Here is a 21,772-nt window from a genome sequence, read left to right as displayed (position 1 = left end):
ATTGTGCACAATTTATCAAATCAGCCTTTAAGCAATTTTTATGAAACAACCAAATACACTAAAAAAACAAAAGAACCCTTGTTATATAGGCAATAAAACGCTTGCATAGATCCCGCACCGTGTTATACTGAGTTTGTAAGAACTGTCACATCTGTAATTCACTTTAGGAGGCAAACACCTATGAAACAGCTTGACGAAACCAAAGTTCCTAATTATTGGGAAGGCTTTAACGGCGGTGACTGGCAAGAAGAAATCAATGTGCGCGATTTTATCGAGCATAACCTGAACCAATATGATGGGGACGAGAGTTTCCTTGCTGGCCCCACTGAAGCAACAACCGTTTTGAACAACCAGGTTCTGAACTTGAAGAAGCAAGAACGTGCCAATGGCGGCGTTTTGGATGTAGACAACAACATTCCATCAACCATTACGTCACATGGCCCTGGCTATCTCAACAAAGACCTTGAAAAGATTGTCGGTGTTCAAACCGACAAGCCATTCAAACGTGCTTTTATGCCATTTGGTGGCATTCGGATGGCAGAAGATGCTTTGAAAGCTTATGGCTTCGAAACTGATCCTGCAGAACACAAAATTTTCACTGAATATCGTAAAACCCATAACCAAGGCGTCTTTGATGCTTATACACCGGAAATGCGCAAGGCTCGTCACTACAAGATTGTTACTGGGTTACCTGATGCATATGGCCGTGGTCGAATCGTCTCAGACTTTCCACGGATTGCCATCTATGGTATCGATCGGTTGATGGAAGAAAAGGTTAACGATTATAACCTGACTGGCGACGGTGAAATGACCGATGATGTCATCAAACTGCGCGAAGAAATCAACGAACAATATCGTGCGTTAAACGATATGAAGAAAATGGCCAAAGAATATGGTTATGACATTTCCCGGCCTGCAGCAAACGCTCAAGAAGCCGTTCAATGGATTTACTTTGGCTATCTGGCAGCCGTTAAGACGCAAAATGGTGCGGCGATGTCTGTTGGCCGGATCGATACGGTTATCGATGCTTACATTCAGCGGGATATGCGTCTCGGCAAATTAAACGAAGAGCAAGCTCAAGAACTGATCGATCATTTGGTTATGAAATTACGGATGGTTCGGTTCATCCGGACTGAAGAATATAATTCACTCTTCTCCGGCGATCCGATCTGGGCAACCTTGTCCTTAGCCGGTATGGGTAATGATGGTCGGCATCATGTCACCAAGACCGCTTTCCGGTTCCTGAAGACCTTAGACAACATGGGTGCAGCACCGGAACCAAACATTACGTTATTGTGGAGCGAACGCTTGCCAGAAGGCTTCAAGCGCTACGCAACTGAAGTCTCCATCCAAAGTTCAACCATTCAATACGAAAATGATGATCTGATGCGTAACGAATGGGGCACGGACTATTATGGCATTGCCTGCTGTGTATCCGCACAGCCGATCGCTGACGGCGTTCAGTACTTTGGCGCTCGGGCAAACTTGGCAAAGACCGTCTTATATGCCATCAATGGTGGGAAAGACGAAATCCAGGAAGCACAAGTGGGTCCTGAATATGAACCAATCACCAGTGATTACATCGATTACGACGAATTCATGAAGAAGTTCGACAAGATGATGGACTGGTTAGCTGACGTTTATGTTAATGCGCTGAATGTCATTCACTACATGCATGACAAGTATTACTACGAAGCAGCACAGTTGGCATTGAAGGACACCCGGCTGAATCGGACGTTTGCAACCGGTATTTCCGGGTTGTCGCATGCGGTTGACTCTATCAGTGCGATCAAGTACGGTCATGTTAAAGTGATTCGCGATGAAAATGGTATTGCGGTTGACTTTGTTGCTGACAACGACGACTATCCGCGTTATGGTAACAATGACGATCGGGCCGACAACATCGCTAAGTGGTTGGTGAAGACCTTCTACAACAAGATGAACACCCATCATCTGTATCGCGGTGCCAAGTTGAGTACCAGTGTTCTGACCATCACCTCCAACGTGGTTTATGGTAAGAACACCGGGACAACACCAAACGGCCGTCAGAAAGGCGAACCATTCTCACCAGGTGCCAACCCGGCATACGGCGCAGAAAAGAACGGTGCTTTGGCTTCCTTGATGTCCACCGCTAAGATTCCGTATCACTACGCAACTGACGGTATCAGCAACACGTTCGGGGTTACACCAAATACCCTGGGACATGATGATGAAACCCGTAAGGACACCTTGGTTCACATGGTCGACGGGTATATGGAGAACAGCGGCATGCATCTGAACATCAACGTCTTCAACAAGGAAACGTTAATCGATGCACAGAAGCACCCAGAAGAATACCCAACCTTAACTGTCCGGGTTTCAGGCTATTGCGTATACTTCGCAGACTTGACGAAGGAACAGCAAGATGACGTTATCGCACGGACATTCTTCGACGAAATGTAATCCAGTCAACCCAACATCAAAACAGGAAATCATTCCTGTTTTGTCAAAAGACGGCAACGTTGCTGTTGCCGTTTTTTGACAAACTGAAATGAAAATCGTTTGAAAACTATCAGCATACTAGCAGTGGAGGCGGCAAAGATGAAACTTATCGATCAATCGCAAAGCCCGTTAAATATTTTGGAACAGGTCGGGCAGGATCATGAAGGCCCAATTAAGGGTTACGTTCACTCAGTCGAAAGCTTCGGCTCAGTCGATGGACCTGGGATTCGCTTTGTCGTCTTCATGCAGGGGTGTCGCATGCGTTGTCAATACTGCCACAATCCTGATACTTGGAATATCGGCGTCGGTGAGGAAATGACAGCTGATCAGATTTTGGCAGATGCACAGCGCTATAAAGCTTTCTGGGGCGAACAAGGCGGGATTACCTGCAGCGGCGGGGAAAGTCTGGTGCAAATCGACTTTATCCTGGAACTCTTTACTAAAGCCAAGGAGCTTGGTATTTCAACCTGTCTTGATACTTCGGGTGGGCCATTCACGCGCGATCAGCCGTGGTTTGGTCAGTTTGAGAAGCTCATGGCGGTTACCGATATTTCATTGGTGGATATTAAGCATATTGATTCCGCTGAGCACAAGAAATTAACGGGATTCCCGAACGAAAACATTTTGGATATGGTTCAATATATGTCTGATCACGGTGATGATATGTGGATCCGGCACGTGTTGGTACCACAACGTACCGATTTTGATCCTTACCTTAAACGGTTAGGGGACTACATCGCAACTTTAGACAAGAATGTGGTTCAAAAAGTCGAGATCCTTCCTTATCACACGCTGGGGGTCAAGAAATACCATGAACTTGGCATTACCTATCCGCTGGAAGGCATCGAACCACCATCAGCAGATCGGGTTAAGAATGCGGAAAATCTGTTACATGTCCAAGATTACACTGGCTGGCAAAATTGGCGTCCGCGTCCGGCTACCAAGGCGTAGTTTAGTTAGAACTTAACGTAACGATTAAAAACGCGGCAAATCTGTTGCGTTTTTTTTAAATGCCACTTATGATGATAAATGATCAGTATTATAAATTTATAAATGAAAGGGAAGCCGCCCCATGAAAACGAAGCAAGAGCGCATTTTCTCCTCGAAGACTCTCACGTATTTTCTGCAACTTGCAGAAACAATGAACTACACCCAGTCCGCTCAGCTGTTGGGCATTACCCAACCTGCATTAACGCAGCAAATCAAGAAGCTGGAGCGGACAGTGGGGGCGCCGCTGTTCTACTCTGTTGGGAAGAAACTGCATTTGTCGGATGCCGGTCAGACAATGTTGAAGGCAACCCACGAGATCTATGAGATCCTGAACCAGACGACTGACGAGATTCAGCAAAGTACCAGCGCAACTGTGGGTAAGATTAACATTGGCTTGTTGAGTTCGATTGAAGACAGTGCCTTTAACGCCTTCATTGCGCATTACTATGATTTGAATCCCGAAGTTGAAATCACTTTGCGGATGATGACCCGTCACGAAATTTGGGAAGCATTAGAAAACAATCAGGTTGACTTGGCGATTATGAATCTGCCTGATGAGACGATCAAGAACTGGAAACCATACGCCAGCAAGAAAATTCTTGATGAGCAATTGCTGTTTTTACATCATGACGATTCGTTGGCAAACCGTAAGCGCCTTCATTTTAAAGATACGCTTGCTGAACCATGGGTTACTTATCCGGATGATTATTTCCTGGGGCAGATGCTTCACGAAGCCTACAAGAATCAGATGGTTGATTTTCCGCATGTAGTTGCGCACTTTACCACGCCATATCAACTTACGCAGTTTGTTAATCACACCGGCGTGAATACCGCCTTGCCGACGAGTTTTGTGACGGCCCACGCTGATCAAATCAAAGCCCACGCCGTTTCATTCGAACCGGCCATTCGCTTTGAGACCTCGTTCGTTTATCGCAAGGAAAAGGCTGATATTCCGCGGATTGCCAACTTCTTTAAGACGTTTGACGCCTATCTGGCAGAAAAAGATTATCTGTCGCGGGTCGGCGAAAACAGTGGTAAGATTGAAAGGTAAATATTGAGCTGAGGAGCGATCGATTAATATGACGACTTTGATTTTTGGACATCAAAACCCAGATACGGATGCGATTACCAGTGCCATGAGCTGGGCCGAGTTTCAAAAGCAGGCGGGCAACACAGATGTTGAAGCAGTAGCACTCGGTGAACCAAATGACGAGACCAAGTTTGTTTTGGATCATTTCAAGGTTCAAGCACCGCGGGTCATTAAAACTGCAGCAAATGAAACTGACACTGTGATGTTGGTGGACCATAACGAATTTCAACAGAGTGTTGCTGATATCGAGGACGTGCAGATTGCATCAGTGGTTGATCATCACCGGATTGCGAACTTCCACACCGCTGCACCGCTGTTCTATCGCGCAGAACCGGTTGGCAGCACGAACACCGTGATCTTCGAACTATTTCAGGAACACGGCTACACGATCTCGCCAACATTGGCTGGCTTGATGGCATCGGGGTTGATTTCCGACACCTTGTTGCTGAAATCGCCGACTGCTACGGACAAGGACAAAAAGATTCTTCCTGAAATGGCTAAAATTGCCGGAATTGATTTGCAATCGTACGGCTTAGCCATGCTGAAGGCTGGAACCAATTTGGCTGCTAAGTCTGATATGGATATTATTGAAGGCGACGCCAAGAGCTTCACAATGGGCGGCAAGTCGATCCGGATCGGCCAGGTCAATACCGTTGACTTGGATGACATCTATGCGCGTCAAGATGATCTGTTGAACGCCATGACCAAGGAAGCACAGGCAAAGGGTTATGACGACTTCTTGCTGATCGCAACGGATATTTTGAACAGCAACTCAACCGGCTTTGCTGTTGGTGCGGATCGCGATAAAGTCGCGGCAGCATTTAACGAAAAGTTTGATACGAACGCTCGTTTGGCATTGCCTGGAGTGGTTTCACGTAAAAAGCAAGTCGTACCACCGATGCAAAAAGTATTTGAAGGTTGATCTGTCCGTTTTACGAATTTTTACGAATATAGTTAATTAAATCGCAGCTGAATATCTTGGCTGCGATTTTTTGTGTTGTTTAAGTTGGCAAGATGGCAGAGCACTTAAGCTAAACTAAAGCGGATTCATTCGATTGAAAGTAGATGTCCTGACGATGATGATCATGCGTGGTCAGCAAATTTTTGTGAGTTAAGATTTGATGTAGACCTGATTGACTGTATGAGTACCGGAAATTTCCGCCGCGTTTGACTGATCGGTTGAATGGGCACACGAGAATGCTAGATTTGCGTAATTTGAGTGAACTTCCTGGAAAATCTACGAAATCAACGACCTGCACACTACTTCGTATAATATATATTATGTAAACTAGAATGAGGAATCAGAGAACGGCACTTTTCGCTGTATTTTGCCGTGGCAGTAAAGTTTTACTAGCACACTCCCCCACTCGTGGATATCGGAATTTTTTTAACAGCAACGAGATTGGCCCAAAAGCAGCGGTCTGATTCGAGGTTAAGAATTTTTCGCAAACTTTATGTACGATGACTGATCAGCAAACTCTATGCAGATGTTTTGGCTTGAACGGACATTCATCGGATTATCAGTAAATTTGCTCAGACTGGCAAAAATCAATCAATTGTTGCATTATTACCATTTTTGTGATGGCCGCAGATTTTGGCTGATTGCTGATTCATGATGAATTGCTGAAACTTGGGCAAAATGTAACCGAATAACAACCACCAACTAAATTTTTCCAGTAGCAAACAGCGTTCAGTGTTGCAGGCGGCGAATTTCAAAGTTCGGTGGTGCCAGAGAGTTTTCTTACATAAATTCGGATTATAAACACGTTTAAGAATTAACAGGATTTGCCAACCTTAACTAGGCTTTGCCGTTTACCTTTGGATAAAGCTAGAACTTTATTCAATACAGTTGCACGGCACATTGTCGATAAAATCTGCGTTAAATCGCGGTTAAGTCACTCATCTTCCTCGGCATCAGCCTCTTTTTTCGGGTATACTAGCATTATCTAGAAGAAAACATATGTTCGAGGTGATGCTGTTTGTCGACTCAGAATTATCCCAAATTGATTCATGCTATGCTGCCCTCTTTGCCTGACTACATTCAGGACTACTACCATAGCCAAAAAGCGATTCCGATTGCTGATTCTACCCTTTACCAGTATCTGCATTTTTATCAGGAGTTTCTTGATTGGCTGATCGCTAGCGGCGTGACGTCCGCTTCTTCTCCGCAATCAGTGCCATTAGAAACGCTGGAGCACCTTTCTTTACGCGATGCGCAGGCTTTTATGGCTTATCTGCTAGAACGGCCTTCCAAAACGCATCCAAATAAACGGATGACACGGCGCAGTGTTGCCTTACGATTGGTGGGCATCAAAGCGCTTTATCGATTTTTGACTGAAGAAAGTGAACCGCATGAAGATGGTGAGCCTTACTTTTACCGCAATGTCTGGAATAAGGTTAAATTAAAGACCCATGCGGAGACGACGGCTTATCGCAATCACAAATTGCAGGAAATGCTGTTTGTGGACGGTGAGGATGCCAAATTTTTGCACTGGCTGGATCAAGTTTATGCGCATCAACTGCCTTCGAAGCAACGTGCTTACTTTGAAGCAGCCAAACACCGAAACTTGGCGATTATTGCGTTGTTATTTGGGTCTGGCGTGCGGGTGAGCGAGCTGGTCAATATGAATCTTGAAGATTTGAATATGGATCGGCACACGGTGCAGGTTGTGCGAAAAGGCAATTTTCAGGATCGCGTGAACTTTGCGGACTGGATTGACCCCTATCTCACCGCGTATTTACAACAACGCGCGGCCATCATTGGTTACCAAAAGCCGACGTCGCCGCTGTTTGTGACGCAGGTCGGTCAAACCGTAAAGCGGATTCGCCAAAATACGATTGAGGCCTTTTTTAAACGTTACACGACGGCTTATGGTCGACCATCCACGCCACATAAAGCGCGGCATACCTTGGGAACGAATATTTATACAGTGACCAAGGATGTGCAGCAAGTCGCCGATCAACTTGGGCAGACCACCACCAGTGCCACTGATCTTTACATTAATCTAAGCGATAAACGTGGGAAAGCCGCGCTGCGTGAGGTTTCTGAAACAGCAGCCAAGGCGTTGGATCGGCATACCCAACAACCGCACGAAAACTAAGCCGTCAAGCTAACCTGGACGGGTGTTATTCAGGCGTTTTAGCATGGACAGGCTTATAATGAAACCAGCTAGCATAAGTGCAAATAGAAAGGCGTGATTCATCGTGTTGGATGTTAAAGATTCAGTGAACCGGTTGGCTTGGACCACCGAGCACCATTTTCTGCACATTCAGGCGCGGCATGATTTCATGCGAGCCTGGGCTGTTCAATTTGAGATGGCGTATACGGATTTTCGGGTGATCCAGATGGCCTTACAGCTTGGCGGTGAGCAGTATCATGATCTGCTAAAGCGGTTTGCGGCAGCTTATGAAGCGGTTTACCCATTTGAGTATGCGTTTGCGGCAGGCGGTCTTGCCGGTTTTGATGAACAATTTGCCGATAAAATGGCCGATTACCAAACCGCTGAACAAAACCTGCTTAAGCTGATTACCGAGATTAAGGCGTTGCAGCCGGCCTAAGACATGACGACCAAAAGTGCCGTTTCTGACAGTATCGTTGTAACCAAACGATGGGTCAGGAACGGCACTTTTTTAGAGATTTGGTGGTTACCGGACTATCGCCAGAGTCCCCTTACCTACCTGCGACTGGTAGGTTGGCGGCGAGAGACGATGCGGTAATAGACGTTACCGGTCAACCGATACATTAACACGTAGATCACTGCAAAAATGGCTAACGTAATGAGTGAAACGGTTAGGAAAAATTGCCAATCCGGCAGGCCAAACAGCATCATGATTCGCTGCACGAATGGTAAGGCAAAGCCAACATGAATGGCAGCGACGACCAACGGCAGATAAAACAGCATGAGCAGTTGGCTATTGATGGTTGCTCGCACCTCGCGCAGGCTTAATCCGACCCGCTGGAGAATCGTGTAACGCCGCTCATCGGCATAACCTTCTGCCAGCTGCTTGTAATAAAGAATCAGCAAGGTTGCCAAGATAAACGTGACGCCAAAAACGATGCCGAGGAATAGAAAGCTGCTCATCATACTGGTCGTATCGTCATAGTTGACGGCGCGGGACTGGACAGTGTCAGGAAGTGCGATGCCACTTTTGTTTAAATCTTGATACAGCTTGGTTTGGTTGGCATGACTGCCGCTCAACATCAAATCCTGATTTGTGGTGACATCTGTTTTAAGCTCGGCCAGTGTCTTTTTCGGATACAAATGATGCAAGGCCGCAAGCATTTGTGTTTCAGATGGAAATGCGACGAAAAGATTGGGAATAAACGTTTTCGGTGCATTGGGAAAGCTTGAAACCCGGGTTGCGACGTGGTAACTTTGCTTACCGATTATCAGAGTATTGCCAGCGTAATGATTGGACGTGTAAATAAGAATATTGTTTCCATTCAGCGAGCGGTGTTGTCTCGTGTAACGATTATAGTTGTCAATGGTCATCAATTGGACGCTGCGGGCATTGTCAAACCCAAACGGCCCGTTGATACTGCTTTGGGAATTCAACCGGTTTTTTTCAAGCAATGCCAACGTGCTGGAAGGACCAGAAAACGTGCGAATTGATCGAACATGGACGTGATGGGTCTTGGCCAGCTCGGTGACGCGATTGGCAGCGTCGGCATCATTTGTTTTAAGGGAATAGGATAAGTCGACGGGCGTTTGCGCGTTAACGATTTCATTGATACCAAAGAAAAGCGTGGCGGTCGTGGCTAACGTGATCAACGTCATGGTTACCAAAATGGCAATTGATGCTAAACCGGCGCCATTTTGCTGCATTCGGTAAAGCAGATTCGAGACATTAATGAAATGCTTAGGCTGGTAGTAATAATTTTGGCGACGCCGCAGCCATTTTAAGACAAAAACCGAGCCCGAGGTGAATAAGCCGTATGTTCCTGTGATGACCAGTATGACCGCAAAGAAAAACATACTCATGGCTTCCAGCGGATTGGTGATGACAACAGCCAGCGTATAGCCGGCGATTAAACATACAAGGCTGAAAATCAGCGTGAACCACGCAATCTTCGGTTCCCGCTCACCGGCGCTTTGTTCGCGAACAAGGTCAATCGGTTGCTTGCGAATAAGCCAGATTTCATCGATGAACATTAAGATGATGAAGAGTCCGATTGTGATGATGCCGGCAATGCTGAAGGCTTTTTGACTCAAGCCAAACGCCAAGTGGTGGTTGACGTGCAGCGTCTTGGCAAGTGTCAGATAGCTAATCCGCGACAGTACTGTTCCTAAAGCACCGCCCAATAGCAATGTTGTCAACAAAAGTAGCAATTTTTCGATGGCCATCATTTTACTGAGCTCGCCTTTGCCAAAACCAATGATGTTGTACAAACCGAGCTGGCGAATGCGCTGCTTGCGTAGAAAATTATTGGCATAAATCACTAAAATGACGGAGATAATTGCCGTAATGACCGAACCAAACATGAACAGCGATCTGCCAGCCGAAGCGCCAAATTCGCTGAACAGGACATCGCTACTGGCATAGGCATTTAGCATGATCAGATTGATCGCCATTAGAAAGCTGGTGGTGATGACAAAAGGGACAAATAAACGGCGATCGGCTTTGAGGTTGGTGGCGGCCAATTTGAAATAGAATTTCATTGTCCCTCGCCTTCCTTCGTCAACATGGCCGTCATGGTTTCACTGATTCGGGTCAGGAAGTCAGACTGATTAAGTTCGCCACGATAAAGTTGATGAAAAATCTGGCCATCGCGAATGAAGAGTACCCGTTGGCTGTGGCTGGCGGCAATGGCACTATGCGTCACCATGAGAATGGTTTGCTGACTTTGGGCATTCACGTCTGTCAGCAAGTCCAAGAGTTCGCTCGAAGTTTTGGAATCAAGCGCCCCAGTCGGCTCATCGGCCAGCAGAATTTCCGGTTCGGTGATCATAGCGCGGGCGGCGGCGACGCGTTGCTGCTGGCCGCCGGAGAGTTCGTACGGATATTTTTGTAAAAGGTCGCTGATGCCTAACCGCGGTGCGAGTTTTGCCAGGCGTTCTTTCATGAGGGCTAGCGGCTTTTTCGCCAAAACCAGTGGCAGAAAAATGTTGTCCTGCACGTTGAAGGTATCAAGCAAGTCAAAATCCTGGAAAATAAAACCGAGATGCTCCCGCCGAAATTTGGCGCGTGCCCCTTCTTTGACTTTACGTAAATCCTGGCCGTTAAGTGTGATTTCACCCCCTGTAGGGTTATCCAGTGTCGCGATCAGGTTCAGCAACGTACTTTTCCCGGATCCGGATTCGCCCATAATGGCAACGAATTCGCCTGACTCAACTGTAAAACTGATATTAACCAGTGCTTGAACCGGTTGTGCGCCTCGACTGGTATAGGTTTTTTCGACATTTTTTAATTTAAGTAACGTTGACATGTGATCTTCCCCTTTCACTGACTAGCTTAAAAGGGATGGCACCCTAAAACTACTTACAGTCGGCTGCGGTTGCTTACAAGCTGGTAAGCTGACTTACTCTGCCAGCCATCGGGTTTGGGGAAAATGGATCGCAAACGTACTGCCAACGCCGACTTTTGATGTCACCGTTAACCGCAAGCCTAATTTCTCGGCAATCTGACGGCTAAGGAATAAGCCCAATCCACTAGCCTTTTGATTAGCGCGTCCATTATAGCCGGAATAGCCTTGTTCAAAAATCCGCGGCAGGTCTTCCGGCAAAATCCCAATACCGGTATCGGCGACGAAAACCGCATCCCCTTTTGCGTAAATCCGGATGGACCCGCGCGGCGTGTACTTAATGGCGTTCGTTAAGAGTTGTTCAAAAATAAAACGCAACCACTGGCTATCACTAACAACGGTTGGCAACGCTTCGACGGAGACTGTTAAATCTTTGGCAATAAACAACTTGGCCAGATCGCGGACGGTTTCGTTGACAAGCGGTTTTAACGCCACTTCGGTTAAAACCAGATCGGTGTTGAGCGTGGTTAGTTTGAGGTAGTTTAACATCACTGTTAGATAGCGATTGATTTTGCTGATTTCCAGCCGGGCGTCGTTTGCATTGACCGGTTCAACCTGCAGTAGCAAATCCAAAGCCGTTAGCGGCGTTTTGATTTGGTGCGTCCACAACTGCAAGGTGTCTAACATTTCCTGCTCGCGATCGCGGTAGGTGTCGCTGTTTTTTCGCACAGTTTGTTGCAATGCCTGGATTTTTTGGTAATACGCGCGGCCCAACGGATCGGTGATTTGAGTATCGTCCAGCAACGAAACATCCGCTTGCAATTGTTGCCATTCCCGGTTAAAACGCCACAGATCGTAACCGCCAATCACGAGTAACGGAATCAGAGCGAACAGCCACATATTAAGGATGACCTCAATTGAGACATTCACCAGCCAATTTGCCAATAAACCGGTCAGCAGCAATGTGAGCAGGCTTAACCAAACCATCCAGCGCGCATGGTAATAAGCCTTAATCATGGCCGGCCTCCTTGCTGGCCAACCGGTAACCTTTGCCCTTGACCGTCTCGATCAGTTGCGCCAAGCCAACCGGTGCGACTTTCTTGCGCAGCCGATTCATATTCACGGCCAAGGCATTGCGGTCGATAAACTCGTCACCTTCCCAAAGCTTTTCGATCATGGCTTCGCGGGTCACGACTTCGCCATTGGCACTAAACAAAAGGCTTAACAGTTTCGTCTCGGTAGGGGTGATGTCCAGCACGCCTGCTGGTGAACGAAGCTGATTATCGGTTGGCACCAGCGTGAAATCATCGTGGGTTAAATTGGTTTCGGTTTGCTGATACTGATAAGTCCGCCGTAACATCCCCTGAATTTTTGCCAACAAAACCGGTAATTCGATCGGCTTGGCCAAAAAGTCATCGGCTCCCAGATTCATAGCCATCACAAGATTCATATCATCGCCGGAACTCGTTAAAAAAATCACCGGGACGTTGCTATGTTTGCGCAGTTCGCTCAGCCAGTGAAAGCCGTTAAAATACGGCAGACTGATGTCCATAATCACAAGATCCGGTGCCGCGGCGCGAATCTCTTCATCGACTTGGTCAAACTTTTTAACCAGGCTGACCGTGAACGCCCAGCGATTCAGGTAATTGGCGATCGTTTTAGCGATCACATCGTCGTCTTCAACAATAAAAATTTTTTGGGGCATGCTCATTGCGCTCCCTTCGTGGTGATTCGTGGGTTTTTTTGATCTTTTGATTTACACTAAAGTCAGTTTCTATTTTAACTGATTTCAGGTGGTAAGGTTGGGACAATCAAAAATCGGCTGGCAAGGACAAACGGCGGCCTTTCTGTTGAGTCAAAATTTATTTGTTTTCGGTACGTCAACCGTCTTTTTTGCGGTACTTTGGGACATTGCCTTAAAAACGTCTTCAGGCGCGTGGATGACGTATGTATCATTGGCGACTTCGTTACCGGCGATTTTAATCTCCTTATCCGCTGGCGTTTTGGCTGATAGGTACAATCGAAAATGGCTGATTGTCCTCTCTGCCCTTGCGGTCACGGTTTTGACCCTCGCTGTTGCCTACGTGTTTGCTTTTGTGACTCAGGAGCTGTGGCTGTTGTTGGTGATTGCCGTGATCCGCAGCTTTGGTAACGGACTGGAAAATCCGGCGGCCAATGCCTTATTGCCGCAGCTGGTGCCGGCTAAACAAATTACGCGGGTGAATGGCTACAATCAGATTTTGATGGCGGCAATGCTGGTGATGTCACCGTTATTGGCGGGCTATATTTTAAGCGATTTAGGAATCTTCTGGATTTTCGTCATTGATGCTTTGACTGCGGCGTTAGCGGTACTTTGCCTAAGTGTGGTTCATGTACCGACGCCAACTGCACGCCGGGATCGAGCCAGCAAACGTCAAAACGGGATCCTTGCTGGCCTGCGTTACGTGGGGAACACACCGTTGCTGCTGGCATTCATGTTGTTCACCGGCGCAGCCTTTATTTTAATTGCTCCTTCCTCGCAACTATCAACGTTGTATGTGAATCGGACATTTGGTTCGGAAGTCTGGCATTTGACGTTCAACGAATGGTCGTGGACAATCGGTGCCGGTTTGGGTGGCCTGTTTATTGCCCGCCACAAAAAGTTTCGCGATCAGCTTGGTCTCATCGCCATTGGGTTTGCCGGCAGCGGGATTGCGTTTGCGGAAATGGGACTGCAGCAGCCATTCATCACTTATCTGTTCTTCATGTTTATTTCCGGCATTTTTTATCCATTGATTCAAGCCGGTCAGACAATTTACCTGCAGGAAAATGTGCCGGCAGACAAGCTGGGCCGGGTCTTCTCGCTATGGGCGATCCTGTCGACCGGCATCTATCCGTTGGCAATGTTAGCATATGGGCCATTGGCAGATTGGGTGCCGATCGGATGGATCTTCATCGTCACGGGGTTATTATTAATTGGCGTTGCGTACTGGTTCTGGCAGCGGTTAAAAAATTGCGCTGGTAGCAACGCATGCTGGCGATTATGCTGTATTCAAAAATGCTTCATCACAATGGGTCGGGCAACGGCTCAATATGTGATGAAGCATATTTTTACTCGGGCTTAAAATCGCTGAAGAGTTGCTGGTAAAAGACGTTACGTTAATTCGATCACCATGGCTTCCCCTTGCAGATTATTTCGAGTGATATGTTTATTTAAAAAAGGTGACTTTGCTTGCTGGGATCCGATAAAGTGAATCCGGCGCGCTCTTAGGCTTACCCACCGCGATAAGCAGCGTCGGCATGAAGTGCGCAGGATCAAGATCCAGTGCCGGTAGGATTTTCTCGTGATCAAAGCCAGTCATGGCGCCGGTTTCATAACCATAAGCGCGCGCAGCCAACATGAAGGACATTGCGGCCAGACTGCTGTTTTGAATGATGAATTCACGCAACGCCTGTTTGTCGGTCTGGAAAGATGCCACCAGATTCTCGATCATGGGTTTTTGATGCTCGATGGCGCGGTCGGTCAGCAAACCTGCTGCCGCTGCTCGCTTGAACAGTTCTGTTTCAAATGGCCCTAAATCCAATTCACCACCGACCAGCACAACCGCGGATGCGGACAGAATTTCCGGTGCATTAGTTCCGGCCACGCTGGCGATTTTTTCTTTTGCTGCGTTACTTTGGGCCACGACAAAACGGGTCGGTTGCATGTTGAGTGCGCTTGGCGCTTTTGTCGCATAGGTGATCATTTGCAGCAATTCGCCTTTGCTGATAGTAATTTCCGGATCAAATTCGCGTGCAGTGTGGCGTTTCATGACGACTTCATCAAAGTTATTATTTTCCAACATCAAATTCACCTCTTAGATTGTGAGCGCGCGCCGGCTTCTACACCTGGGAACGCGTTAATGTTTTTGAACATCTTTAGGATACGCTAAATGTTGGCGTTTTCCTAGTGATATTTAAAAATGGTATAGGCTTTATAAGAAGAATGGAAGCGCCATCATTAGCCTGCTATGCCATCGTCAATTGTAATGCACCTAATTCTGTAATCGCCGCTGTCACTTGATCGCCAGGCTTCAAAAAGACTTGCGGATCGCGGCCAACCCCTGTACCACTCGGCGTTCCGGTGAAGATGAGATCGCCGGGCTGCAGTGCCACAATCCCACTAAGATAATGGATTAACGTCGGCACTTTAAAAATCAGTTGGTCCAGACTTGCCTGCTGCATCACCTGACCATTGACCGTTGTCGTGATTTGCAGCCGGTCCAGATTGGCGATTTCGTCAGGTGATGTGATCCACGGACCGATGGGAGAATAATTTTGAAACGACTTTGCCAAAGAAAATTGCGGTTCCGCATTGGCAAACTGAACCGCCCGGTCGCTTAAATCTTCACCGACCATCCAGCCGGCAACATGACGCATCGCCTCGCCTTCAGGAATATCGCGCCCACCTACCCCGATCACCACGACTAACTCGGTTTCCCAATCGGTTTTGGGCCCATGCATGCGCACTGTCGCAGTCGGCTTGGCCAATGAACTGCTAAATTTGGTAAAAACGCTTGGAACCGTTGGCAACTTGATGTGAATTTCCTGCGAGTGATCCAAAAAGTTCATCCCGATCGCAAAGATCTGCCGGCTAGTCGTAATCGGTGCTTCCAGCTGGTCAGCGGTAAACTGAAGGGTCGATCCGAGCGTTAATGATGCGGACTGGGTTAAGGCGGTTAACACATCCGATGCATTCGTAATCGGTTGTGCAGTCGATGCTGACGTGATCAGATGCGGCTGACCGCCAATGTTGGCAATTTTCACTTGAAAAACTTCCTTTCAGAAGTATTAAGGTACGTCTTCAGTTTACTTCTGAATCGTTCCGGTGCCAAACTCCTTGGCCGTGGCGACGGTGGCTGAGTTGCTCTCAGTTGACGCAAGACGATGATCTAAGGTCTGGTTCAATTTCACTCTGATTGCAGATTTACCAGAAACGCCTGAATAACTTGTTGGACGGCTCGATTTTGGTCGGCTGTCCCAAAGGTGATCCTTAACCAGCCAGGCATGAGTCCGTCACGAACAAGGAAGCCGTGCTGAAGCAATTCCTGCTTGAGGGCGTACGCTTGGTTTTGTGGCGCCTGAAAGAATTGAAAGTTCGTTTGGCTGGTGTAATGTGGCAACGCACTATCGGTCAAAAAAGTTTCCCAGCTGCGACGTGCCTGCTGAACGCGGTTTCGTGTTGTCTGAACAAACCTCTGATCAGCCAATGCAGCCTGTGCGCTTAATTGTGCGATGGTACTGAGGTTATAAGGTAAGCGAACCGACTGAAGATAGGTGACCAGCTGCTTCGGAAAAATCCCAAAACCAACGCGAAAATTAGCCAACCCGTAGATTTTGGAAAAAGTGCGTAGGACAACCAGATTATCAAATTGCGGCAGCAGGCTGACTGCACTTGTGGCGGGATAATCGTCGGTAAACTCAATATAAGCTTCATCCACCAGAACCAGTACATTTTCCGGTACTTGGCGCATGAACCGGGTTAAGGCCGCCAGTGACAGCAGTGTACCTGTGGGATTGTTCGGGTTACAGAGCCATATCAACTTTGTTCGTGGTGTGATGGCCTGCACCATCGCGCCTAGGTCAAAGTTGCCAGTTTCGGACTGAATCGGGACATCCACCACCTTGGCGCCTTCAATTTCGGCATGTAACCGGTATTCGGAAAACGTCGGCCAAGGCTCGACAACTTCATCCCCCGGCTCCAAAAAGGTTCGGGCAATTAAGGCAATCACTTCGTCAAGACCGTTACCAAACACCAGCTGCTCACTCGCAACATGAAGTTGGTTAGCCACCGCCATGCGCAACTGGCTCGCGTTACCATCCGGATAATCACGACTTTGGGAAAAGTTCCAGTTAGCCACCGCCTGTTTCACTTCAGGACTGGTACCAAAAGGATTTTCGTTTGCCGACATTCGGACCAGGTTGGTTAAACCCAACTCTTTTTTCAAATCATCCAGCGGTTTTTCTGGGGTATAAGGTTTTAAATGCTTAACGGTATGTTTAAGCATGGTTCTTCCTCCTTGTAAAAAAACGAGCGTGAGCTAGTGTCGTTAGATGTATGACGCCCATTGGCTATTCAGCCGTCAATATTTATTGATGCTGCTGCGTTCCTTCAGACGACTCATTTTCCCTTCCCGACTTGCCAATTCCGCTTCGATCTGATCAAGCGTAATACCCCGTTCAACCATCAACACCAGAACGTGATAAGTCAAATCAGCGACTTCGAGGATGAAGGCGGCGTCATCAGGATTTTTGGCAGCGACAATGACCTCGGTGCTTTCTTCGCCGACTTTTTTTAGAATCTTGTCGAGTCCTTTGGTGAAGAGATAATCCGTATAGGAACCGGGAATTGGCTGGGTTTGGCGGTCTTTGATGAGTTCATATAGTTCGGTGATACTTTGTTTGGAAGCTGTCATGGCAGGTCATTCCTTTCTTGCATAAGTACGATAAAAACAACTTGTGTGCCCAGTGTGGCAGGCAGGGCCGGCGGGTAGAACCGATATCAGTAAAGTGTCCGCATCGCAGTCAACGGCAATCGATTGAACTTTTTGAATGTTGCCGCTAGTTTCACCTTTGTGCCACAACTTCTGGCGACTGCGCGACCAAAACCAGGTTTCACCTGTTGCCAGGGTTTTCTCAAAGCTTTCAGCATTCATGTACGCCACCATCAAAACCTGTTTGGTCTGAGCATCCTGAATAACCGTTGTGATCAAACCCGATGCCTTATTAAAATCGAGCGCTATCATCGAACCGCCACCTTTGCTTGTTTCAAAACCGTTTTGACTTCGGGGATGGTTAATTGACCAAAATGGAAAATCGATGCAGCGAGGCCGGCCGAAACGGCGGTCTCTTTGAACAAGTCAACGAAATCTTCGGCGGAACCTGCACCGCCGCTTGCGACAATGGGAACTGTTACCGCGGCACTTAATTGGCGATATAGGGCTAAGTCGAAGCCTTCCTGAGTGCCATCAGCATCCATTGATGTGACCAATAGCTCTCCTGCTCCGGCAGCGACTGCCTGTTTGGCCCACTGAATCGCATCGAGATCCATCGGCGTGCGGCCACCATTAATTGTGACCTGATAGCGTTGGCGCTCAGGTTGCCACCGGGTGTCAATGGCGACTACGACCGCCTGACTCCCGAATGTCTCGGCACCTGCCGTGATAAGTTTCGGCTGCTTCACCGCGGCCGAGTTTAAAGCAATCTTGTCCGCTCCGGCCCGTAACAAGTCATGCATATCGGCGACTGAGCGAATCCCACCACCAACCGTGAGCGGCATGAAAACCTGCGCTGCCACTGCTGCCACTGTCTGCGTCATTGTTTGACGGGCGTCAGTCGTGGCGGTGATGTCCAAGAAGACAAGTTCATCAGCTCCTTGAGCTTCATAAGCTTTGGCGATGGCAACCGGGTCGCCGACATCTTTGAGTTGAATGAAATGAACGCCTTTTTTAACCCGTCCCTGATCGACATCAAGGCATGGAATAATTCGTTTGGTCAGCATCGTCATCCTCCAATTCTTTGAGCTTGTTCAGTTCGATGGCGCCGGTTTGCCACGCTTTGCCGATAATGGCCGCGTGAATGCCGGCTGTGCGCAACGCGGTTAAGTCAGTCAGCGTCCGAACACCACCACTGGCCACAATGTTGATCTCAGGGATGGCGTGTTGAAGCGTCCTGAGTAAATTAACATTTGGCCCTTGCATCGTGCCATCCCGGCCAATATCGGTCACGATCACTGTCTGTACCCCGGCTGCCTGCATCGTTTTCATCACGTCCACGGCGTTTTGCCGAGTCGTGGTCAGCCAGCCGTTTGTGGCGACTTTGCCAGAGCGAACGTCAATGCCGACAACAATTCGCCGTGAACCAAATTGCGCAATCGCCTGCTCAACCATTTCAGGATCCGTAATGGCAACGGAACCGAGGACAAGGCGATCAATACCGGCTGTCAGATATTCATTCATCGTTGCCAGATTGCGAATACCGCCGCCAAGTTCGATAAACGCCGAGGTGTGTTGGCGAATGGTCTTGATGGCAGCTTGATTAATCGGTTGTTGGGCGCGGGCGCCGTCTAAATCAACCAAGTGTAGACGGGTTAAACCCGCAGCATTTAACCGTGCCACCTGGTCCAGCGGGTCCGCGCTTAAACTGACGCGTTGGTAATCGCCTTGCGTTAAGCGGACGCTTTTGCCGGCTAATAAATCAATGGCTGGATAAAGTTGCATGGTCGGTCATCTCCTTAAAACGCTGCAAACCGGCAAGGCCAATCGCACCGCTTTTTTCTGGGTGAAATTGCGTGCCGAGAATATTTTGGCGCCGAACGATACTGGTCAGCGGTTGGCCGTAATCGGTCGTGGCGAGTGTATACGCACTTTTTGTTTGGACGTAATAAGAATGGACGAAATAGGTCGCTTGATTGGCAAATCCTGCTGCAAACGGATCGTTTTGGGTCAGTGTGTTAGTGTTCCAGCCCATGTGCGGGATCGTGATACCCTCTTTTGTCGGAATCGCGACGACCTGTCCGGGGATAAGTCCCAAGCCTTGCGTTTTACCAAACTCCTCGCTGCGATCGAACAACAGCTGCATGCCTAAGCAGATGCCAAGTAATGGTTTACCGGTGGCGGCGAAGGCCTGAATCACCGAGATGAGATGTCTTTGCTGTAAGGCGTTCATGGCTGTTTTGAAGGCGCCCACGCCTGGCAAAATCAGACCGCTTGCTGCCATGATGACGGCGGGATCGGCGGAAAGCTGATTATCGATTGCCAAATAATCAAGCGCTTTTTTGACGTTAAGCGTGTTGCCGGTGTCATAGTCCACGATGACGATCATCAAATCACTCCCTTAGTTGAAGGAATCCCCTTGACAGCCGGATTCTCGGAAACGGCCGCCTGCATACTGCGACCGAGCGCTTTGAACAAGGCCTCAATTTTATGATGGGTATTGCGTCCGTATAAAACAGCAGCATGCAGGTTAAACTCGCCGGCAAAGGCAATTGCCTGGAAAAAGTCTTCGGTGACTTCCGTGTCAAAGCCCCCCAATCGTTGGTTGGTTAACTCGGCGTCAAACACTAGATAAGCGCGACCGGAAAGATCAACGACCACGCGCGCCAGTGTTTCATCCATGGGGACAAAGGCGCTGCCAAAACGTTCAATACCCGCTTTGTCGCCGAGCGCTTGCTTAAAACAGCTGCCTAAGACAATGCCGGTATCTTCAATCGTGTGATGCGGGTCAACATCTAGGTCGCCTTGGGCTTTGATTGTCAGGCCAAAGCGGCCATGCTTGGCAAACGCCTCTAGCATATGGTCAAAAAAGCCTATGCCCGTATCGATGGCAATACCGCTTTGCTGATCAAGGTTGAGACTAATCATAATTTGGGTTTCTTTGGTTGTTCGGGTAATCGTGGCTGTTCGCATGGGAATACCTCCTTGTCGCTCAATGATACGTTGGCAAACATTTATCGGGCCGTTCGTTTCAAAATCGCTTCGGCATGACCGTCTAGTCCCTCGGTTCGCGCCAACGTGACAATCGCATTGGCTTGCTGCGCTAGCGCTTCGGAACTGTATTGAATAAATTGGGTTCGTTTCACAAAATCATAAACGCCTAAGGGTGAGAAAAATCGCGCCGATCCGGCAGTCGGCAAGACATGGTTTGGGCCAGCTACGTAATCGCCTACCGGTTCTGCAGCATTTTCGCCAAGGAATACCGAGCCGGCGTGGTGGATTTGATTTAAGTAGGTTATCGGATCCGGCAATTGGATCTCCAAGTGTTCCGGCGCAATCGTGTTCATGAGGGTAAATGCGGCATCCGTGTCGTTAACAACAGCAATAAAGCCCTGATTCCTGATTGCAGTGCGTGCAATGGCCGCTCGCGGCAACGTTGCTAATTGAACATCGATTTGATCACTGACGGCCTGAGCCAACTTTTCACTAGTTGTAACGAGCATTGCCCGGGCGTTGGGGTCATGTTCTGCTTGCGATAATAGGTCGGCAGCTACTCGGACAGGATCGGCCGAATCGTCGGCGATAATTCCGATTTCCGATGGACCGGCAATCATATCAATGGCAACGGCTCCGAAGACCTGTTTCTTGGCCTCTGCAACGTATTGATTCCCCGGGCCCATGATTTTGTCAACGCGCGGGATGGTCTCGGTACCAAAAGCCAAGGCCCCGATCGCCTGGGCGCCGCCGACCTGGTATATTTCGTCAATGCCAGCTAATTTGGCAGCGGCCAAAACCACCGGATTAAGTCCCACTTTTTGCGGCGGTGTCACCATGACGATTTTTTTGACACCCGCAAGTTTGGCCGGGATCGCCGTCATAAGAATCGTTGACGGATAAGCAGCGGTACCTCCGGGAACATACAAACCAACCGCATCAAGCGGCGTCACTTTTTGGCCGCGAATGATGCCCGGGGATGGACTATCGATGAAACCGTGGCTGGTTTCTAACTGGTGGTAACTTGTGATGTTGGTCTTGGCCAAGTTAAGTGCTGCTAATAATTCAGGTGATAAGTTTGCTAAGGCAGCATCAATTGTGGCTTGTGGAACGCGCAGGTCGTCGATTGAGACGTGATCAAGCTGCTCGCTGTAGTTGCGTAAAGCAGTGTCTCCTTGTGCTTTCACCGTTGCCAGAATTTCCTGTACGGTTGTTTGAACCACCGTGTTTTGCGTTAGGTTTTGTTCACGGGCGGCGACTTGTTGTTGAAGCTGGGTTAAAGTGCCGGTAAGAATTTTCATG

General features: G+C 48.3%; 20 protein-coding genes and 1 pseudogene. 7 read left to right on the top strand and 14 right to left on the bottom strand.

Going from position 1 to position 21,772, the window contains the following annotated elements:
* Nucleotides 1-180: 180 nt before the first annotated feature.
* The 6 genes from pflB (at nt 181) to LACZS1_RS08280 (ending at nt 8,119) form a co-directional block, all read left to right on the top strand.
* Nucleotides 181-2,442 (top strand): formate C-acetyltransferase, encoded by a 2,262-nt coding sequence (pflB, locus tag LACZS1_RS08305; RefSeq protein ID WP_070651859.1) that lies wholly within the window; start codon nt 181-183, stop codon nt 2,440-2,442.
* Between the two features lie 138 nt (nt 2,443-2,580).
* Nucleotides 2,581-3,432, top strand: coding sequence for a pyruvate formate-lyase-activating protein (gene pflA, locus LACZS1_RS08300; protein ID WP_010488354.1), 852 nt, complete (start codon nt 2,581-2,583; stop codon nt 3,430-3,432).
* A gap of 121 nt (nt 3,433-3,553) precedes the next feature.
* Nucleotides 3,554-4,522 (top strand): LysR family transcriptional regulator, encoded by a 969-nt coding sequence (locus LACZS1_RS08295; RefSeq protein ID WP_010488353.1) that lies wholly within the window; start codon nt 3,554-3,556, stop codon nt 4,520-4,522.
* Between the two features lie 28 nt (nt 4,523-4,550).
* Nucleotides 4,551-5,483 carry a manganese-dependent inorganic pyrophosphatase gene (locus LACZS1_RS08290; protein WP_047106129.1) on the top strand — a complete coding sequence of 311 codons (933 nt, stop codon included), beginning with the start codon at nt 4,551-4,553 and terminating at the stop codon, nt 5,481-5,483.
* A 1,057-nt stretch (nt 5,484-6,540) separates the two neighbouring features.
* On the top strand, nt 6,541-7,662 hold the full coding sequence (gene xerS / locus LACZS1_RS08285) for a tyrosine recombinase XerS (protein WP_083311618.1): 1,122 nt from the start codon (nt 6,541-6,543) through the stop codon (nt 7,660-7,662).
* A 103-nt stretch (nt 7,663-7,765) separates the two neighbouring features.
* Nucleotides 7,766-8,119, top strand: a complete 354-nt coding sequence (locus tag LACZS1_RS08280; protein WP_070651860.1) for a hypothetical protein — start codon at nt 7,766-7,768, stop codon at nt 8,117-8,119.
* Between the two features lie 116 nt (nt 8,120-8,235).
* Here LACZS1_RS08280 and LACZS1_RS08275 read toward each other — a convergent pair whose 3' ends face one another.
* The 4 genes from LACZS1_RS08275 to LACZS1_RS08260 all read right to left on the bottom strand — a co-directional run bounded on the left by LACZS1_RS08275 (nt 8,236) and on the right by LACZS1_RS08260 (nt 12,729).
* A complete protein-coding gene (locus LACZS1_RS08275; protein ID WP_070651861.1) occupies nt 8,236-10,221 on the bottom strand; it encodes an FtsX-like permease family protein in 1,986 nt (661 codons plus the stop codon).
* The gene (locus LACZS1_RS08270) at nt 10,218-10,988 is read right to left on the bottom strand and encodes an ABC transporter ATP-binding protein (protein ID WP_070651862.1); all 771 of its coding nucleotides are present in this window, start codon (nt 10,986-10,988) and stop codon (nt 10,218-10,220) included. The genes LACZS1_RS08275 and LACZS1_RS08270 overlap by 4 nt, the downstream gene beginning before the upstream one ends.
* A gap of 93 nt (nt 10,989-11,081) precedes the next feature.
* Nucleotides 11,082-12,041, bottom strand: coding sequence for a sensor histidine kinase (locus tag LACZS1_RS08265; RefSeq protein ID WP_070651863.1), 960 nt, complete (start codon nt 12,039-12,041; stop codon nt 11,082-11,084).
* Entirely contained in the window at nt 12,034-12,729 is a 696-nt protein-coding gene (locus tag LACZS1_RS08260) for a response regulator transcription factor (RefSeq protein ID WP_010488338.1), read from the bottom strand. The genes LACZS1_RS08265 and LACZS1_RS08260 overlap by 8 nt, the downstream gene beginning before the upstream one ends.
* Nucleotides 12,730-12,826: 97 nt before the next feature.
* Between LACZS1_RS08260 and LACZS1_RS08255 the strand changes: the two are divergent.
* Nucleotides 12,827-14,014: pseudogene (locus tag LACZS1_RS08255) on the top strand (MFS transporter); the annotation flags it as partial.
* A gap of 198 nt (nt 14,015-14,212) precedes the next feature.
* Here LACZS1_RS08255 and LACZS1_RS08250 read toward each other — a convergent pair.
* From LACZS1_RS08250 to hisD, 10 genes are all read right to left on the bottom strand, one after another.
* Entirely contained in the window at nt 14,213-14,848 is a 636-nt protein-coding gene (locus LACZS1_RS08250; RefSeq protein WP_070651864.1) for a nitroreductase family protein, read from the bottom strand.
* A gap of 163 nt (nt 14,849-15,011) precedes the next feature.
* Nucleotides 15,012-15,809, bottom strand: coding sequence for a fumarylacetoacetate hydrolase family protein (locus LACZS1_RS08245; RefSeq protein WP_070651865.1), 798 nt, complete (start codon nt 15,807-15,809; stop codon nt 15,012-15,014).
* Between the two features lie 143 nt (nt 15,810-15,952).
* Nucleotides 15,953-17,050 carry a histidinol-phosphate transaminase gene (gene hisC / locus LACZS1_RS08240; protein ID WP_070651866.1) on the bottom strand — a complete coding sequence of 366 codons (1,098 nt, stop codon included), beginning with the start codon at nt 17,048-17,050 and terminating at the stop codon, nt 15,953-15,955.
* 75 nt (nt 17,051-17,125) lie between these two features.
* Nucleotides 17,126-17,458 (bottom strand): phosphoribosyl-ATP diphosphatase, encoded by a 333-nt coding sequence (hisE, locus tag LACZS1_RS08235; protein ID WP_070651867.1) that lies wholly within the window; start codon nt 17,456-17,458, stop codon nt 17,126-17,128.
* 6 nt (nt 17,459-17,464) lie between these two features.
* The gene (hisI, locus tag LACZS1_RS08230) at nt 17,465-17,788 is read right to left on the bottom strand and encodes a phosphoribosyl-AMP cyclohydrolase (protein WP_070651868.1); all 324 of its coding nucleotides are present in this window, start codon (nt 17,786-17,788) and stop codon (nt 17,465-17,467) included.
* Nucleotides 17,785-18,543, bottom strand: coding sequence for an imidazole glycerol phosphate synthase subunit HisF (gene hisF, locus LACZS1_RS08225; protein ID WP_070651869.1), 759 nt, complete (start codon nt 18,541-18,543; stop codon nt 17,785-17,787). The genes hisI and hisF overlap by 4 nt, the downstream gene beginning before the upstream one ends.
* Entirely contained in the window at nt 18,512-19,261 is a 750-nt protein-coding gene (gene hisA / locus LACZS1_RS08220) for a 1-(5-phosphoribosyl)-5-[(5-phosphoribosylamino)methylideneamino]imidazole-4-carboxamide isomerase (RefSeq protein ID WP_010488323.1), read from the bottom strand. Before hisA ends, hisF begins: the two co-directional genes overlap by 32 nt.
* Complete coding sequence (gene hisH, locus LACZS1_RS08215; RefSeq protein ID WP_070651870.1) at nt 19,239-19,865, bottom strand: imidazole glycerol phosphate synthase subunit HisH; 627 nt, start codon at nt 19,863-19,865, stop codon at nt 19,239-19,241. The genes hisA and hisH overlap by 23 nt, the downstream gene beginning before the upstream one ends.
* Nucleotides 19,865-20,449, bottom strand: coding sequence for an imidazoleglycerol-phosphate dehydratase HisB (gene hisB, locus LACZS1_RS08210; protein WP_070651871.1), 585 nt, complete (start codon nt 20,447-20,449; stop codon nt 19,865-19,867). The genes hisH and hisB overlap by 1 nt, the downstream gene beginning before the upstream one ends.
* Nucleotides 20,450-20,490: 41 nt before the next feature.
* Nucleotides 20,491-21,771, bottom strand: a complete 1,281-nt coding sequence (gene hisD / locus LACZS1_RS08205; RefSeq protein WP_070651872.1) for a histidinol dehydrogenase — start codon at nt 21,769-21,771, stop codon at nt 20,491-20,493.
* Nucleotide 21,772: the final 1 nt, after the last annotated feature.

Origin of the sequence: Lacticaseibacillus zeae subsp. silagei (assembly GCF_030770335.1) — a bacterium.
GTDB classification, from domain to species: domain Bacteria; phylum Bacillota; class Bacilli; order Lactobacillales; family Lactobacillaceae; genus Lacticaseibacillus; species Lacticaseibacillus zeae.
This window is presented reverse-complemented; position numbering and strand designations above follow the sequence as displayed.

Bases quoted from the DNA above. Each gene is read 5' to 3' on its own strand.
- hisF (WP_070651869.1), bottom strand. From the start codon at position 18,543: ATGCTGACCAAACGAATTATTCCATGCCTTGATGTCGATCAGGGACGG.
- hisB (WP_070651871.1), bottom strand. From the start codon at position 20,449: ATGCGAACAGCCACGATTACCCGAACAACCAAAGAAACCCAAATTATG.
- LACZS1_RS08265 (WP_070651863.1), bottom strand. From the start codon at position 12,041: ATGATTAAGGCTTATTACCATGCGCGCTGGATGGTTTGGTTAAGCCTG.
- LACZS1_RS08275 (WP_070651861.1), bottom strand. From the start codon at position 10,221: ATGAAATTCTATTTCAAATTGGCCGCCACCAACCTCAAAGCCGATCGC.
- LACZS1_RS08290 (WP_047106129.1), top strand. From the start codon at position 4,551: ATGACGACTTTGATTTTTGGACATCAAAACCCAGATACGGATGCGATT.
- pflB (WP_070651859.1), top strand. From the start codon at position 181: ATGAAACAGCTTGACGAAACCAAAGTTCCTAATTATTGGGAAGGCTTT.
- hisC (WP_070651866.1), bottom strand. From the start codon at position 17,050: ATGCTTAAACATACCGTTAAGCATTTAAAACCTTATACCCCAGAAAAA.
- pflA (WP_010488354.1), top strand. From the start codon at position 2,581: ATGAAACTTATCGATCAATCGCAAAGCCCGTTAAATATTTTGGAACAG.
- LACZS1_RS08260 (WP_010488338.1), bottom strand. From the start codon at position 12,729: ATGCCCCAAAAAATTTTTATTGTTGAAGACGACGATGTGATCGCTAAA.
- hisH (WP_070651870.1), bottom strand. From the start codon at position 19,865: ATGATCGTCATCGTGGACTATGACACCGGCAACACGCTTAACGTCAAA.
- hisA (WP_010488323.1), bottom strand. From the start codon at position 19,261: ATGCAACTTTATCCAGCCATTGATTTATTAGCCGGCAAAAGCGTCCGC.
- LACZS1_RS08295 (WP_010488353.1), top strand. From the start codon at position 3,554: ATGAAAACGAAGCAAGAGCGCATTTTCTCCTCGAAGACTCTCACGTAT.
- hisE (WP_070651867.1), bottom strand. From the start codon at position 17,458: ATGACAGCTTCCAAACAAAGTATCACCGAACTATATGAACTCATCAAA.
- hisD (WP_070651872.1), bottom strand. From the start codon at position 21,771: ATGAAAATTCTTACCGGCACTTTAACCCAGCTTCAACAACAAGTCGCC.
- LACZS1_RS08250 (WP_070651864.1), bottom strand. From the start codon at position 14,848: ATGTTGGAAAATAATAACTTTGATGAAGTCGTCATGAAACGCCACACT.
- LACZS1_RS08270 (WP_070651862.1), bottom strand. From the start codon at position 10,988: ATGTCAACGTTACTTAAATTAAAAAATGTCGAAAAAACCTATACCAGT.
- hisI (WP_070651868.1), bottom strand. From the start codon at position 17,788: ATGATAGCGCTCGATTTTAATAAGGCATCGGGTTTGATCACAACGGTT.